Origin of the sequence: Herbidospora sp. NBRC 101105 (genome assembly GCF_030269205.1) — a bacterium.
Classification (GTDB): domain Bacteria; phylum Actinomycetota; class Actinomycetes; order Streptosporangiales; family Streptosporangiaceae; genus Herbidospora; species Herbidospora solisilvae.
On the sequence record NZ_BSSX01000007.1, the window covers coordinates 471,842 to 485,442 of the forward strand.

At 71.5% G+C, this 13,601-nt stretch carries 14 protein-coding genes; 7 read left to right on the forward strand and 7 right to left on the reverse strand.

The annotated features are described in order from the left end of the window. Positions 1-61 precede the first annotated feature (61 nt). Positions 62-1,840, reverse strand: a complete 1,779-nt coding sequence (locus QSK34_RS28925; RefSeq protein ID WP_285588564.1) for a substrate-binding domain-containing protein — start codon at positions 1,838-1,840, stop codon at positions 62-64. Between the two features lie 407 nt (positions 1,841-2,247). Next, complete coding sequence (locus QSK34_RS28930) at positions 2,248-2,886, reverse strand: cation efflux transmembrane domain-containing protein (RefSeq protein ID WP_285588566.1); 639 nt, start codon at positions 2,884-2,886, stop codon at positions 2,248-2,250. A gap of 112 nt (positions 2,887-2,998) precedes the next feature. Between QSK34_RS28930 and QSK34_RS28935 the strand changes: the two genes are divergently transcribed. Continuing rightward, positions 2,999-3,820 carry a TrmH family RNA methyltransferase gene (locus QSK34_RS28935; RefSeq protein ID WP_285588568.1) on the forward strand — a complete coding sequence of 274 codons (822 nt, stop codon included), beginning with the start codon at positions 2,999-3,001 and terminating at the stop codon, positions 3,818-3,820. On the opposite strand, the gene QSK34_RS28940 is transcribed toward QSK34_RS28935, so the two are convergent. Then, positions 3,765-4,574 carry a D-alanyl-D-alanine carboxypeptidase family protein gene (locus tag QSK34_RS28940; RefSeq protein WP_285588570.1) on the reverse strand — a complete coding sequence of 270 codons (810 nt, stop codon included), beginning with the start codon at positions 4,572-4,574 and terminating at the stop codon, positions 3,765-3,767. The two genes, QSK34_RS28935 and QSK34_RS28940, sit on opposite strands and share 56 nt — an antisense overlap. A 57-nt stretch (positions 4,575-4,631) precedes the next feature. Here QSK34_RS28940 and QSK34_RS28945 point away from each other — a divergent pair, with 57 nt between their 5' ends. Next, on the forward strand, positions 4,632-4,814 hold the full coding sequence (locus QSK34_RS28945; protein WP_285588572.1) for a YegP family protein: 183 nt from the start codon (positions 4,632-4,634) through the stop codon (positions 4,812-4,814). Here QSK34_RS28945 and QSK34_RS28950 read toward each other — a convergent pair. Further along, a complete protein-coding gene (locus tag QSK34_RS28950; protein ID WP_285588574.1) occupies positions 4,811-5,305 on the reverse strand; it encodes a DedA family protein in 495 nt (164 codons plus the stop codon). The genes QSK34_RS28945 and QSK34_RS28950 overlap by 4 nt on opposite strands. A 131-nt stretch (positions 5,306-5,436) precedes the next feature. Between QSK34_RS28950 and QSK34_RS28955 the strand changes: the two genes are divergently transcribed. The 3 genes from QSK34_RS28955 (at position 5,437) to QSK34_RS28965 (ending at position 7,521) form a co-directional block, all read left to right on the forward strand. Continuing rightward, positions 5,437-5,901 (forward strand): hypothetical protein, encoded by a 465-nt coding sequence (locus tag QSK34_RS28955; RefSeq protein ID WP_285588576.1) that lies wholly within the window; start codon positions 5,437-5,439, stop codon positions 5,899-5,901. A gap of 75 nt (positions 5,902-5,976) precedes the next feature. Continuing rightward, positions 5,977-6,996, forward strand: a complete 1,020-nt coding sequence (locus QSK34_RS28960; protein ID WP_285588578.1) for a DUF4331 family protein — start codon at positions 5,977-5,979, stop codon at positions 6,994-6,996. 24 nt (positions 6,997-7,020) lie between these two features. After that, positions 7,021-7,521: a hypothetical protein gene (locus QSK34_RS28965; RefSeq protein WP_285588580.1), complete on the forward strand. Its 501-nt coding sequence runs from the start codon at positions 7,021-7,023 to the stop codon at positions 7,519-7,521. A 5-nt stretch (positions 7,522-7,526) separates the two neighbouring features. Here the strand turns inward: QSK34_RS28965 and QSK34_RS28970 are convergent, their stop codons facing one another. Together QSK34_RS28970 and QSK34_RS28975 are read right to left on the reverse strand one after the other, a co-directional pair. After that, positions 7,527-10,856 carry an ATP-binding protein gene (locus QSK34_RS28970; RefSeq protein ID WP_285588582.1) on the reverse strand — a complete coding sequence of 1,110 codons (3,330 nt, stop codon included), beginning with the start codon at positions 10,854-10,856 and terminating at the stop codon, positions 7,527-7,529. A 95-nt stretch (positions 10,857-10,951) separates the two neighbouring features. Further along, the gene (locus QSK34_RS28975; RefSeq protein WP_285588584.1) at positions 10,952-12,013 is read right to left on the reverse strand and encodes a lysylphosphatidylglycerol synthase domain-containing protein; all 1,062 of its coding nucleotides are present in this window, start codon (positions 12,011-12,013) and stop codon (positions 10,952-10,954) included. A gap of 122 nt (positions 12,014-12,135) precedes the next feature. Between QSK34_RS28975 and QSK34_RS28980 the strand changes: the two genes are divergently transcribed. Then, positions 12,136-12,387 (forward strand): type II toxin-antitoxin system RelE/ParE family toxin, encoded by a 252-nt coding sequence (locus QSK34_RS28980; RefSeq protein ID WP_285588585.1) that lies wholly within the window; start codon positions 12,136-12,138, stop codon positions 12,385-12,387. 71 nt (positions 12,388-12,458) lie between these two features. Next, the gene (locus tag QSK34_RS28985; RefSeq protein ID WP_161482082.1) at positions 12,459-12,758 is read left to right on the forward strand and encodes a helix-turn-helix domain-containing protein; all 300 of its coding nucleotides are present in this window, start codon (positions 12,459-12,461) and stop codon (positions 12,756-12,758) included. 1 nt (position 12,759) lies between these two features. On the opposite strand, the gene QSK34_RS28990 is transcribed toward QSK34_RS28985, so the two are convergent. Continuing rightward, positions 12,760-13,563: a PIG-L family deacetylase gene (locus QSK34_RS28990; RefSeq protein WP_062349819.1), complete on the reverse strand. Its 804-nt coding sequence runs from the start codon at positions 13,561-13,563 to the stop codon at positions 12,760-12,762. Positions 13,564-13,601: the final 38 nt, after the last annotated feature.

Genomic DNA, 13,601 nt, shown 5'->3' on the forward strand with positions numbered 1-13,601 from the left:
CCAGGCCATGCTCAAGTGGCATGACCTGGGAAAACAGCGACAGTTGTGACTGGCGTGAAGATTATTTCGCGCTGGGGCAGTTGGGCGCGCACAGGCGGCGGGCGATGCCCTGCAGGAAGATGTTGCGGATCTCCAGCACCGTCTCCGGGAAGTACGCCTGGCCGCCGGTGGCCTTGGCGATGTTCTCCATCTGGGTCCGGTTCGCGTCACCCTCGGTGTTGAACGAGATGATCAGGATCGAGACCGGCTTGGCCGGGTCGAACGAGGCCTTGAGGCGCTTGAGGATGCCCGCGTTGGTGATGCCGCCGCTCGGGTCGTCGTTGCCGACGCCGTCGGTGAACAGCAGGATCGTGTTGATCTTGTCGGCCTCGTACTCGTCGGTCATCTTCTGGTACGCCGCCCAGAGCGAGTCGTTGAGGCCGGTGTTCCCCGTGGGGATCGCCTTGATCTGGGTCATCTGCTTGGCGATGACCTCGCGCCGGGTCACCCCGTCGATCTGCTGGGCGAGCGGCCCGACCGGGACCGTCTCCTTCCAGTCGACCTTGGCGCCGTTGAGGTTGTCGGAGAAGATCCAGGTCCCGATCTCGGTCTTGTCCGGGAACAGCTTCAGGCCCTCGGTGCTGACCTGCGAGATCGCCTGCATGCGGGTGATGCCGGAGGAGTCGGCGGGCAGCGCCATCGTGCCCGAGACGTCCAGGAGCGACAGCAACTTGGTGCCCAGGCCGACGCGCTTCCACGACTGCGCGAGCGTGACGACGGTCTTGGCGTCGGGGATCGGCAGGGCCGTCGGGGCCTCGGCCCGCATCCCGGTCTCGGGCGTCAGGACGGTGCCCTGGCCCTCGGGGGTGCGGAAGCCGTGGTTCTGGATGGTCTTGCGGGAGGCGGTCGAGGCCAGTTCGGCGGTGAACAACTTGGCGGCCTGGGCGCTCTCCGGGTCCTTGGCCGTGGTGATGATCGGGTAGTCGAGGTTGACGGTGCCCTCGGCCGGATAGAGCGCCACGGCCGCGTTCTTGTTGTCCTTGTTGAAGGCCCACACCGACTGCTCGGAGGTCACCCCGATCGGCACCCGGCTGGCGGTCTTCGACAGGGTCGCGAACAGGTTGTCGGGCGAGGTCACCTTCGACTCCGAGAGTTGCCGCAGCACGCCGACCAGCAGCTCCTCGGAGCCCTCGTCGCCGCTCTGCCGCAGGATGCCGGCCCCGGCCAGCAGCGCGCCGAGCCCGGCGGCGTTCTTGGCGGGGTCGAGCACGACCACGCGGACCTTGCTGGCGAGCCCGTCGGGGTTGGCGGCGTTGGCGGCCGTCATCATGCCGGTCCAGCTCGGCTCCAGCGACTCGGCCAGCTTCGCGGCGGCGGCCTTCGGCGCGGCCAGCACGATCGGCGAGCTGGCGAGGTTGGCGCTCACCTTGGGCGCCGACTTGGCCGGCATCTGCGACAACCACAACGAGGAGTCGGGGATCCAGAGGTCCGGCGCGGAGCTCGCGCCGCCGGTCCCGGCCAGCGCGGCGGCGACCCCGTCGGAGTCGGCCCCCTTCACGGCCACGTCGACGCAGCTGCCGTCGACGGTCTTCTCGGCCTTCACGAACCGGTCGGCGATCTCGCTCACGGCCGGTTCGATGTCCTTGGCGACGGCCACGAACAGGGACACCTTCTCGCCGGAGCACCCGGCCGGGTCCTTGTTCACCACGACGTACGCGGCCACGCCCAGCAGTACCGCCAGGGCCACCGCCCCCGCCAGCGGGACGAGCACCTTGCCCGGCCCGGCCGACTTGCGCCGGGAGGGGGGCTGCTCGTACGCGGGGTAGCCGCCCTCGATCTCGTCAGTGCGGTGACGTCCCACGATGGCCTCTTCGTCAGTCGTTGCTCTCCCCTGCCAGGCATATAGGGAGATTCTCCGTAATGCTTACGGAACCATAGTGGCAACCCTTAGACCGGCAAAACGGTCCTTTTACTGCGATGATGGGCATCGCGATACATCTTGACATCGGCATCTCGCGATGTATCGTGTTCGTAAAATCAGGCGATTCTGCACCCGGGGGCTGGGATGCGCGACGGAGATCTCCTCCTGCTGGAGTTCAACCGCCCCGGCCTGCCACCCTCGGCCAGAGAGGCGATGCGGGCCCTGCCGGGGCTGCGCGCCGTCCATCTGACGGGCCGCCACGGACGGGTCTGGACGGTCCCGGGCGGCGCCTCCGAGGTGATCGAGGCCCTCCGCGGCGCCGGGATGGACGTCGCGGTGTTGTCTCTTCAGTGGTCGCAGACGTGCCCGCGCCAGGCCCTGCCGCCCTCGAAGACCGCGATCCCCGCGAGCGAGAGCGCCACCAGCGGGTCGGCCCACCACCAGCCGATCGAGCCCGCCGCGAACCCGGCGAGCACCCCGGCCGCGGTCAGCCCGCAGAGCACGTTCTGGGTGCCCTCCCCGGTCGTCGCCGCCGAGGCCAGGCGGGCCCCGACCCGCCGTTTGGCCCACCCGAGGACCGGCATGCTGACCAGGCTGATCGTGGTGACCAGAACACCGAGCACGGTGGGCGCGGCCCGCTGACCGTGCTCCAGGTCGTGCAGCACGTGCAGCACGAGATAGGGCGCCAGCAGCCAGAAGCTCACCGCGACCGCGCGGGTCGCGTGGAACTCGGCGACCGGCGACACCAGGCGGGCGCCGGTGAAGCGCCACACCACGATGAGGCTGGCCAGCGCCTCGACCAGGGCCGCCAGGCCCCAGCCGAGCAGCGCGACCGAGTCGGCGGCCCAGCCGGCGTACACGCCCACCAGGGATTCGGCGCCGAGCCAGCCGAGGGTCGCCACCGACAGCAGGCGCGCGCGGCGGGCGTCCCTCAGCCAGCTCTCGGCCGAAACGGCCGGGCGCGTGAGCGTCCGCTGGTCAGGCACCTTGACCCCCGATCGCCCTCGCACCGCCGGATACAGCGCTGAGTACTTTATCGGCCACGTTCCGTCACGCCGGTTTGCCGTTGCCAAGGGGTGGCAAGGGTAGGCTTGCGTGATGGTCATCGAGCTCCACGACCCGGCTGACCCGCGCTTGACCGACTTCACCCACCTGCGTGACGTGGAGCTCCGCAAGAGCCTGGAGGCCGAACACGGCCTGTTCCTGGCCGAAGGCGAGAAGGTCATCCGCCGCGCCCTCCAGACCGGCCACCCCGCGCGGGCCTTCCTGACCACCCCGAAATGGCTCACCCACCTCGCCGACGTGCTGGAGAACCAGGTCGTGTACGTCGTGAGCGACGCCCTCATGGAGCAGGTGACCGGCTTCCCGGTCCACCGGGGCGCGCTGGCCTCGTTCGAGCGCCTGGAACTGCCCTCGGTCGCCACGCTGGCCCGGCGGTCGAAGCGCGTCATCGTCCTGGAAGACCTGGTCGACCACGCCAACGTCGGGACGATCTTCCGGTCGGCGGCGGCGCTCGGCGTCGACGCCGTGATCCTGTCGCCGCGCTGCGCCGACCCCCTCTACCGCCGGTCGATCAAGGTCTCGATGGGCGCCGTCTTCGCCATCCCGTGGGCCCGCATGGACGACTGGCACGGCGGCCTGGCCGCCCTCGACGGCTACGACACCCTCGCGCTCACCCCCGACGCCTCGGCCGTGCCGATCGACGAGGTCCGGCTGGGCGAGAAGGCCGCGCTGCTGCTCGGCTCCGAGGGCGACGGCCTGTCGTCACGCTGGCTCGATCAGGCGACCGAGCGCGTCCGCATCCCGATGAGCCCGGCCGCCCTGAAGAACGGCGTCGACTCGCTCAACGTCGTGGCCGCCGCCGCTATCGCCTGTCACTCACTCGTTCGGCCCAGCTCAGCAGGTTCCGCGCCGTCGTGAACCGCCGCAGGTCACCCGTGTCGCCCAGGATCACCCCGAGATAGGTGCGCCCGTCCCGCCGCGCCGCGAACGCCAGGCAGTAGCCGGCCGCCCGGGTGAAACCCGTCTTCAGCCCGATGACGCCGGGCGTGGTGCCGAGCAGCTTGTTGGTGTTCGTCCAGGTGTGCCCGGAGGCCCACGCGACCCGGGTGCGCGCGATCTGCGCCAGCACCCGGTCCTTCAGCACGACCCGGGTCAGCTCCAGCTGGTCGCGGGCGGTCGAGTACTGCCCCGCCGCCGGCAGCCCGTCGGCGTTCACGAACCGGGTGTCGTCGAGGTGGAGGGCGCGGGCGGCGGCGTTCATCCTGGCCACGAACCGGCGCTTGCCCGGCCCGTAGGCGCGCGCCAGCGCGTTGGAGGCGTCGGCGGCCGAGGGCAGCAGCAGCGCGTAGAGGAGCTGCCGGACGGTCAGCCGCTCCCCGGCCCGCAGCCCCGCGTGGGTCGCGCCGCTGGAGTGGGCGTGGTTCACGTCGGCGGCGGTGATGGTCACCAGGTCGTCGAGCTTGGCCTGCCGTCGCACGACATAAGCCGTCATCACCTTCGTGAGGCTCGCGACCGGCACCCGCCGGTTCTCGTGTTTGGCGTACGGGACCGTTCCCGACGTGAGATCCACGACGTAGACCTCGCTCGCGGTCACCCGCGGGTCGGCATGGGCGGGGGCCGAGAGGACGATCGCCCAGGTGAGGACGGTACTGACGAGAACGACGGCACGCATGCCCGCATGATCGCACGGGTAGGCATGCGACGGCCGGACGGCATTCGGGGGGAAGACATGGCGAGCAGATTCGTCATCAGCAGAGACGCGGCGGGGGCCTACCGGTTCCGGCTGGTCCTGGGCAACGGGCAGACCATCGTGGTCAGCGAGGCCTTCACCAGCCGCGCGGCCTGCGTGAACGGCATCGAGTCGGTACGCCGCACCGCGCCGGAGGCGGCGCTCGACGACTCGGAGCTCTAATTCGTGGACGCCGCCGTGGTGTCGCGGCTGCGGCGGCGCCACAGGACGTACCCGACCAGCAGGGCCAGCACCACGACGGCGACGACGCCCGCGACCACCGGCGAGTCGGCGGCGAGCCCGAGCCAGGCCCAGATGACCGAATAGAGCCCGAACCACACCAGCGGCGCCCAGGTCAGGCAGCCCAGCGCGCTGGCCACCAGATACCAGCGGTAGTTGATCCGCAGCACCCCGGCCACCCAGGGCAGCGTGTGCCGCAGGCCCGGCACGAAGAAACACCCGTAGACGGCGAGCGCGCCCCATTTGCGGACGACGTTCTCGACCTTGATGATGCGCTCTTGCCCGATCCTGCGCCCGAGCCGCGACTCGTAGACGGCGTCGCCGACCTTGTGCCCCACCCAGTAGTAGACCTGGAAGGCGCCGAACAGCGCGACCGTGAGGATCGCCCCGACGAGCCAGTAGGGCAGCCCGAACAACGGGTCCCCGAACTCCACCGTGTGCCGCCTCTTCCCGGGAATTAGGACAGCCTTACCTTAAGCGACGCATCATGGACCGCGCCAGGCGGCGCACGTCCCTGCAAGCGGACGGCAACCACCGCTCAACCATGGCGTTCTACAAAAAGGGCATGAAATCCCGCAGTCTCGCTCCGGTCGTCGCGAGCGGCGGCGGAACCGCGCTGCGGCTCCTCGTCGCCACCCTCGCGGTCGCCGCAGCCTACCTGACCGGAACCGCCGTCACCGACGAACCGGCCCGCTCCGTCACCCTGTCGTCGGCCCAGTCGATCCCCGCCGAGAACACGCTCGCCGCCCCGCTGGCAAGCGGGCTGACCGTGGGCGAACTGCCCGACTGCTCCTACCGCGTCCGCGGCGCGGTCGACTCGGGCGCCGTCTCCTACGAGTGGACGCTGCAGCGCTACAGCCCCGCCGCGAAGGCCTGGCAGGACTACCTGTCGAGCACCGGCGGCTTCGACGGCGCCGCCCGCACCGTCGACTGGCGGGTGCGCGTCCCCGGCAACCCCGGCCTCTACCGGGCGGTCCTGGACGTGGCAGACCACCGGACCATAAGCGAGAAGTTCCAGGTCAACTGCTGATTCATGGGTCAGGATCTTCCTGGCGAGAGGCAGGGTGGTTCGGGTCAGGACCCCTTCTCGAGACCGGGAGCACCCATGTCCCACCACCTCGACTCACCCCTCGCCCGCCAGGACCCACGCCTGGACGTCTGCGACCTCTACGTCTTCCGCGGCGAACGCGGCACGGTCCTCGCCGCCGACCACAGCCACTCCTTCGCCGGTCCGGACGCCCCGAAGGGCTTCCACCCGGAGGGCCGCTACGAGTTCAAGATCGACGGCGACGGCGACGCCGTCGAGGACGTGACCTTCCGCTTCACCTTCGGCGAGCGCGACGACGAGGGCGGCCAGACCTTCCGCCTCCACCGCGTCACCTCCGGCGACGAGAAACCGATCGCCGAGGGCCGCCTGGGCGAGACGACCGAACTCGACGGCGGCGGCCGCGTCTGGACCGGCCAGGCCGGCGACTCGTTCTGGATCGAACCCGACGTCCTGCACGCCGTCGGCCAGGCCTTCCAGCACGGCACGACCGTCGACCTGACCGGCTGGAACCCCGACAAGGCGGGCAACCTCTTCGCCGGCCACACGGTCTACTCGATCGTGCTGGAACTCCCCGACGACGAACTGCTCGCCATCGCCGGCCCCGACGGCCGCATCGGCGTCTGGGCCCAGACCAGCCTCGCCACCGACAGCGGCGGCTGGCGCCCGATCAACCGCTGCGGCCTGCCGATGATCCACCCGCTGTTCACCCAGTACGACGAGGACCTCGGCGACCGCCTCAACACCAACGACCCCGCCGACGACATCCGCGTCCACGGAGACCTGATCCGTTCGAAGGTCGCCGGCGTGGTCCGCGCCTACGGCACCGCCGCCGACCCGGAGGCCTACGCCCAGACGGTCATGGAACGCATGCTGCCGAACATGCTGCCGTACCGCGTCGGCACCAAGGCCGCCTTCACCTTCGCGGGCTGGAACGGCCGCACCCTGACCGACAACGCCCCGGACGTGATGTTCTCCTTCGCGGCCAACACCCCGGTGACCCTGGGCATCGGCCGGGAGTCGGTCACCCCGAAGCCGAGAGGCGAGTTCCCGTACGTGCCGACGGTCGAACACGACTGATCCATTGTTGTACGTTCTCCGGTCATGGAGACGGCGCCGGAGTTATCGCGGTTGAAGATCCTCGTCGGGACGGTCGCGGTCGCGGTGGTCCTGGCCGGAGCCGCGGCGTTCTACGCCTTCGACCGCTACACGGCGTACCTCTTCGAACGGGAGGACCCCGGCTGCGTCGCCGACAGCGCCGTGGAGATCGAGCGGTTGACGCGGATCGTCGTGCCGGTTCTGCCGCAGCGAGGCCGGAGCGAGGTCGACGGCGACAGCGGCTGTGCGCCGCCCGAAGTCGGACCGTCGATAGCCGTGCACGTCGACGGCGCGTCCGTCGACGAACTGACCGGCCGGTTCCGGTCGATGGGGTGGAGCCCGGTGTCGGCGGCCCGCGTCGCCGAGGAGACCGTGGAGGGCGACAGCCTCGTCGCCGGGGTGGAGAAGCACGCCGACGACCGCCTGATCGAGGTCTTCCTCACGAAGACGGCGAAGTACCCCGACACCGTGCTGGTCAACGCGTGGTTCGGCTCCGGCGACGGATGACCGTGTCAGGCGCGGTCGAGGGCGATCTCCGCGTCGTCCACCCATCTCTGCACGCCGACCCGCCGCGCCACCGCCAGCGCCTTCTCGTAGTGGGCGCGGGCGTCGGGGTGGCCGAGTTTCACCGCCAGGTCGCCCAGGGTCCGGGCGACCGGCCACAGGGCCACCACACCCGTTCCCGCTCCCGCGATGCGGTCGTGGAAGGGACGGAGGGCGGTGTAGGCCTCGTTCATGCGGTCGGCGTCGTCGAGGCGCAGGCCGGCCAGGGCCCGCCAGGTCATCGCGAGTTCGTAGAGGAAGTCGCCGCGGACCGGCTCCCTGGTCACGGCCACCGCACGGGCGTCGCGCAGGTGACCCGCCTCGGCCAGGGCGACCGCGTAGGCGTCGAGGGTCCACTTCGCGCCACGCGTGTGCGCCTCGCCCAGGGCGTCGGCCATCTCGTCGGCCTTGCCCTGCACCAGGTGCAGGCAGAAGGTCGCGATCAGCGGGAGGTCCTGGCGGCCCTCCAGCATGCCGGCGCGGGCCGTCAGGCGGGCGGCGTTGCGGTAGGCCGTCTCGGCGCCCGCGTAGTCGCCGGCGATCATCAGGCGCTGACCGGCGTACCAGGCGCCGACGGCCGCGGGGGCGGCCAGGCCGTACTGGCGGCCGAGCTGGTCGGCGCGGGCGAGCTGGCGGTCGGCCTCGGCGAAGTCGCCGCGGGCCGCCGCGCATTCGAGCAGCACCAGGTGGGCGAGGGTCTGCACGGAGATCTGGCCCGACTCGGCGCCGACCCGGAGCAGTTCGCGGCCGATGTCCTCGCGCTCGTCGACCTGGGCGAGCGTGTAGGACTGCCGCAGGCGGCCGCTCAGCGCCATCGCCAGCAGGTTGGGGTCGCCGCTGGCGCGGGCCAGTTCCTCGGCCTCCAGTGACGCCTGCTCGCCGCGCGGGGTGGCCGAGCCTTCGAGCTCCAGGGCCAGGGTGGCCAGGAGGCTGGCGCGCAGCGAGTGTTCGCTGGGCGGCAGCTCCAGCAGCGCCTTCTCGGTGACGTCGACGATCTCCCACGCCGTGCGGGTGAAGTCGCGGGCGATGCCCTTGTGGGGGACGGCCAGGGCCGCCGCCACCCGGGCGGTCAGTTCGAGGTCGCCGAGCGGCAGGGCCACGTCCATCGCGTCGCGCCGGTGGGCGCGGGCGGCGGTCATGTCGCCGGCCAGGGCCAGCGCGTGGATCGTGCGGACCTGGAGTTCGAGCCGGTCCTTTCCTGGACGTCCGCCCGCCCGGTCGTAGGCGTTGATCGCGCGTTCCCACTGCGAGGCGGCCTCGCGGTAGGCGTAGCGGCGTTCGGCCTGCTCACCGGCGAGGCCCGCGTAGCGGACCGCCTTGGCGGCCGTGTCGGCGGTGCCGGCCAGGTCGTAGTGGTGGGCCAGGGCCGCCACGTCGCCCGGGTTGCGCGACTCGATGACCGAGGCGACCGCCGCGTGGAGGCGCGAGCGGCGCAGCCGGGAGGCGTCGGAGTAGAGGGTGTCGCGCACCATCTCGTGGTCGAAGCGCAGCCGTCCCGCGCCCGGTTCGGTGACCAGGCCGGCCAGCAGCGCGGCCTCGACCGCGTCGACGACCGAGTCCTCCTCGCCGGAGATGTCGACCAGCACGTCGACGTCGACGTCGCGGCCGATCACGGCGGCCTGGAGCAGGATCTGCTGGGCCTTCTCGGGCAGGCGCGCGATGCGGCGGCGCAGCACGTCGCGTACACCCGACGGCACCTGGGAGATGTCGGCCTCCGCCTCGAAGAGGCGGACCGTCTCCTTCACGTAGAACGGGTTGCCGCCGGTGCGTTCGACGATGGCGGCCACGACGTCGGGGTCGATCTCGCCGCGCACGGACGTCGCCCGCACGAGCTCGGCCGTCTGCGCCGGGTCGAGCCCGTCGAGCTCCACCCGGACCGGGCCGAGTCGGGCCAGGGCGGCCAGCACGTCTTGCTGCGGGTCGTTCAGCTCGCCCTCGCGGCAGGTGACCACGAGCAGCACCCGGCTGGCGGCCAGCAGGCTCGGCAGCGCGCGCAGCAGCGCGAGGGTCTGGTCGTCGGCCCAGTGGAGGTCTTCGAGGGTGATCAGCAGCGGCGCCTCGCGGGCCACGCCCGACAGGAACCCGCCGACCGCCCGGTGGAGCCGGAAGCCGCCGGAGGCGTCGTCGTCGTTGGGGACGGGCGCGTGGTCGTCGAGCAGCGGCGCGAGCAGCGCGCCGTACTCCCCGGCGCCGCGCCGGGCGATCAGCGCGCGCAGCACCTCGACCCAGGCCCAGCCGGGCGGGGTCGCCGCGCTGTCGGGGCAGCCGCCCCCGGCGATGATCCAGCCCTGCCCTTCGAGGCGGCCGGACAACTGGCGCAGCAGCGTCGTCTTGCCCGACCCGGGGTCGCCGCCGACGATCGCGATGGCCAGGCGGCCCGACTTGGCGTGGGGCGCGGCGGCCAGCAGCGAGGTCAGCTCGGAGTCGCGGCCGACGAACGGCTCGGGCTCCAGCGGCGGCAGCGGGCTCACCTCGACCGGGCGCGGCGGCCAGGTCGGGGTGGTCTCGGCCCGGCGCGGCAGCGGGGTCAGGTCGAGCCCCGGGTCCTGCGACAGGATGTCGCTCTCCAGCTTGCGCAGGGCCGGACCGGGGTCGATGCCGAGCTCGTCGTCGAGGATGGTGCGGGCCCGGCGCAGCGCGGCCAGCGCGTCGCCCTGCCGCCCGCAGCGGTAGAGGCCGAGCGACAGCAGCCGCCAGCCCTCCTCGCGCAGCGGGTGTTCGGTGGTGAGCGCCTCGAGGTCGGGCACGGTCTCGGCGTGGAGCCCGAGGCGCAGCCCCGCGTCGGCGTGGCGCTCCCGCGCCACCAGCCGCAGCTCGCTCAGGCGGGTCACCTCGGCCTCGGCCCAGGGCTGGTCCTGGAAGTCGCTGTACGGCGTGCCCTGCCACAACCCCAGAGCCGACTCGAGCCGCGCCCTGGCCGTCTGGGGGTTGTCGTCGAGCCGCTCGCCGGCGGCCCGGACGGTCGCCTCGAACCGGAGCGCGTCGATCTGCTCCGGCGCGGCCCGCAGGGCGTAGCCCGAGGCGACGGTCACCAGCAGCCGGTTGGGCCCGCCACGGGGACGGTTGGGCTCCAGCACCCGCCGCAGCCGGGAGATGTACACCTGGAGGCCCGACTGCGCGCCCTTGGCGGCGTCGTCGGACCACAGGTCGAAGAGGAGGGTGTCGACGGGTACGACCTGGCCCCGGGCGACCAGAAGCCGGGCCAGGACGGCCCGCTGGCGGAGGCCGCCGAGATCGAGCTCGTTCTCACCGTCGTACGCTTCGACCGGACCCAGGACCCGGAAGACCACCGTGCTCATGTCAGCCGCCACGCTATGCGCGCCGCCAAACGGTACACAAGACGTTCACCGGTCATCCTCACTTCGGGGAGAGTGAGGTCAATTGTCGCGCAAGATCATGATGCTTTCTCGCGCGTGACCGGTTCGGATTCCCGCCTCCCGTCGCGCCTGCGCAGAAGTGCCCAGCCCCCGAGGGCCAGACCGCCCCACGGAATCTCGATCGTGTACGTCCAGAATCCGAACAGAATCGCCGCCGCGGTGGCCTGGGCCTCGCCCGCGCCGAACCCGATCAGCGCGAGCGCGGTGCCGGCCTCCATGAACCCCGCGCCGCTGGGCGTGGCCAGCGCGCTCGTCAGCACCCGCGACAGCGCGAACACCGCGATCGACTGGGCCGTGCCGACCCACGAGCCGGTCCCCACCATGCACAGGGCCAGGACGAGCCACTGGAAGCCGAGGAAGAACACCATCCCGAGCGACATCTTCAGCCAGCCCGACCGGACCACTCCGGCCATGTCGGCACGCAGTTTGTGGATGGCGCCGGAGGCCCACCGCTCGGCGGGCCGGATCTTGCGAGGCGACAGCGCCACGAGGCGGTCGGCGCCGTGCCCGATGACGCGGGCCCCCCGATCCCAGAACAGCGCCGCCCCGACGAGCACGACGAGCGCCAGCAGCGACCCGGATGCGGCCCATCCGGCCTTGGTGACCGTGGGGGACAGCGGGGTGCCCGACAGCAGCAGGGCGAGGATGCCCACGGCGGGCAGCAGGAACCGGAAGATCATGTTCCAGACCCCGCTGACCAGCGTCGAGGCGACGATGGCCCCGACGGGGAAGCCCCACCCCTTGGTCATCGCCATGGTCAGCGCCACCCCGGCCGCCCCGCCGAACGGCAGCAGGTTGCTGACCGCGCTCCCGGCGGCGTTGAGGGTGAGCGCCTGGGTGTGCCCGAGGCCGGGCAGCGACCCGGTGAGCACGAAGGTGTAGGCGAGCAGGCTGGCCAGCCACACCACGGTCATCAGCGCGGCCAGCTGCCAGGAGACCTCGGCGAACAGGCCGCCGATCTGGCCCCACGACATCGTCGCCCCGGTGAGCGACCCGATGATCGAGGGCAGGTAGACGATCAGCCCCGCGGCCAGCGCCAGCGACGCGACCGACATGGCGACCCGCACCCACCTGTTCATGCGCCCCAGTCTGCCGGGCACGCGGACCGCTTCGCTCATCCTCTGGGACGAACCAGGCAGGTCCCCAAGGTTGACGCCCGTTCGCCGGACGTCACCCTTGCCCGCCTTATAACGTCCGTGTTATGACTTGGGGAGAGGTGGAACTGGAGCCTGAGGTCGACGATTGGCTCGACTCGCTGAGCCAGGACGATCAGGAGACGGCGGTCTTCTACGTCGATCTCCTGGCGGAACGGGGTGTGTTGCTCGGCGAGCCGTACACCAGACAGTTGCACGGAAAGCTCCGGGAGCTCCGTTTTCATCTCTCTCGCGAGCGGTGCGGGTCACCTACTGGATCTCACGGTGTTCAAGAAACAGCGGATGCGCGAGGCCGGTGAGATCGAGCGGGCGGTGCGCGCCATGGAGCGCTGCATCGCCGAGGCGCACACGGCGGAGGAGAGTGCTGGTCATGGGTGAACGCAGGGCATGGGCCGACAAGCGTGCCGAGATCATGAGCCGTCCCGGCGCGGGAGCCGCCCACGAGGCCGCTCGTCTCAGGTTCGAGCTGGGAGAGGCCGTGCGCCGGCGCCGCGAGGAACTCGGCCTGACGCAGGCCGAACTGGCGCAGCGGGCCGGTCTCAAGCAGCCCGCCGTCGCCCGCTTCGAGGCGGGTGGCACCATGCCCACCATCCCCCTGCTGGAACGTCTCGCCGAGGCGCTCGAAGTGCGTCTCGACGTTCAGTTCCAGCCGCTCCGCGAGGCAGGCTGAGTCAGTCGTCGAAGGGATGGGTCATCTTCGTGCCGGGGGGCAGGTCGCGGCGGACGTACCACTCGGTGCCGAAGACGTAGCGGTAGACCGGGGCCGGGATCTTCAGCAGAGCGGCGAGGGTGCGGTCGCCGTCGCCGCCGCTGGCCTGGGTGGCGTGGGCGGCCATCGACTGGCGTTTGACCGACGTCCACTTCCGGACGTTGACCCGGTGGGTGATGTCGGCCGAGGCGGAGTAGGCGGTCTCGAAGGAGCGGATGTCGAGCTGGGGGTAGAACCTCGCGGCCAGCCGCACGCCCTTGAGCAGGGGGTCGCGGTTGACGGTGGCCTCCAGGAGGATCGGCGGGATCGCGGCCAGTTTCGCCGCCCGGGTGCCGACCCGGTAGACCTGCACGTGGTCGGGGTGGCCGTAGCCGCCCGACGGGTCGTAGATGGTCAGGAGTTCGGCCTTCTCCTCGTCGAGGATGGCGGCCAGGCGGGTGGCGGCCTCTTCGATGTCGGCGTCCATGAAGGCGTCGGCGGGGCGGTCTTCGGCGCCGCCGCCGGCCTCCAGGCCCGAGTCGGCGTAGCCGAGGCGCACCACGCGGGCGCAGCCGAGCCGGGCGGCCGAGTCGTAGAGCTCGTTCATGCGGGCTTCGCCGAGCTCGTCGCCGTGGGGTAGTTCGGCCAGGCCGTGTTCGCCCGCCGTGGCCACCACCAGGACCACGCGGTGGCCCTCGGCTGCGAGCATCGCCATGGTCCCGGCCGTCAGCAGCGCCTCGTCGTCGGGATGGGCGTGAAAGAACACCGCTGTCTTCACCCGACACATGATCCCACCCTCCGATCGCGCGTTTGAGCCGGGTCCGG